Annotated in this window: 1 protein-coding gene; it reads left to right on the top strand. The window is 54.6% G+C overall.

Features of this window, described 5'->3' with window-relative positions; genetic code table 11:
• On the top strand, positions 1 to 1,043 hold a 1,043-nt coding region (gene tuf, locus NA197_RS23325), incomplete at both ends, for an elongation factor Tu (RefSeq protein ID WP_016740776.1).

The following is a 1,043-nucleotide window of genomic DNA, read 5'->3' on the forward strand; positions in this document are numbered from 1 at the left end:
GCATTCGACCAGATCGATAACGCGCCGGAAGAAAAAGCGCGTGGTATCACCATCAACACTTCTCACGTTGAATACGATACCCCGACCCGCCACTACGCACACGTAGACTGCCCGGGGCACGCCGACTATGTTAAAAACATGATCACCGGTGCTGCGCAGATGGACGGCGCGATCCTGGTTGTTGCTGCGACTGACGGCCCGATGCCGCAGACCCGTGAGCACATCCTGCTGGGTCGTCAGGTAGGCGTTCCGTACATCATCGTGTTCCTGAACAAATGCGACATGGTTGATGACGAAGAGCTGCTGGAACTGGTTGAAATGGAAGTTCGTGAACTTCTGTCTCAGTACGACTTCCCGGGCGACGACACGCCGATCGTTCGTGGTTCTGCTCTGAAAGCGCTGGAAGGCGACGCAGAGTGGGAAGCGAAAATCATCGAACTGGCTGGCTTCCTGGATTCTTACATCCCGGAACCAGAGCGTGCGATTGACAAGCCGTTCCTGCTGCCGATCGAAGACGTATTCTCCATCTCCGGTCGTGGTACCGTTGTTACCGGTCGTGTAGAACGCGGTATCATCAAAGTGGGCGAAGAAGTTGAAATCGTTGGTATCAAAGAGACTCAGAAGTCTACCTGTACTGGCGTTGAAATGTTCCGCAAACTGCTGGACGAAGGCCGTGCCGGTGAGAACGTAGGTGTTCTGCTGCGTGGTATCAAACGTGAAGAAATCGAACGTGGTCAGGTACTGGCTAAGCCGGGCACCATCAAGCCGCACACCAAGTTCGAATCTGAAGTGTACATTCTGTCCAAAGATGAAGGCGGCCGTCATACTCCGTTCTTCAAAGGCTACCGTCCGCAGTTCTACTTCCGTACTACTGACGTGACTGGCACCATCGAACTGCCGGAAGGCGTAGAGATGGTAATGCCGGGCGACAACATCAAAATGGTTGTTACCCTGATCCACCCGATCGCAATGGACGACGGTCTGCGTTTCGCAATCCGTGAAGGCGGCCGTACCGTTGGCGCGGGCGTTGTTGCTAAAGTTCT

Origin of the sequence: Salmonella sp. NW884, assembly GCF_051700745.1 — a bacterium.
In the GTDB taxonomy this organism is placed as follows: Bacteria; Pseudomonadota; Gammaproteobacteria; order Enterobacterales; family Enterobacteriaceae; genus Salmonella; species Salmonella enterica.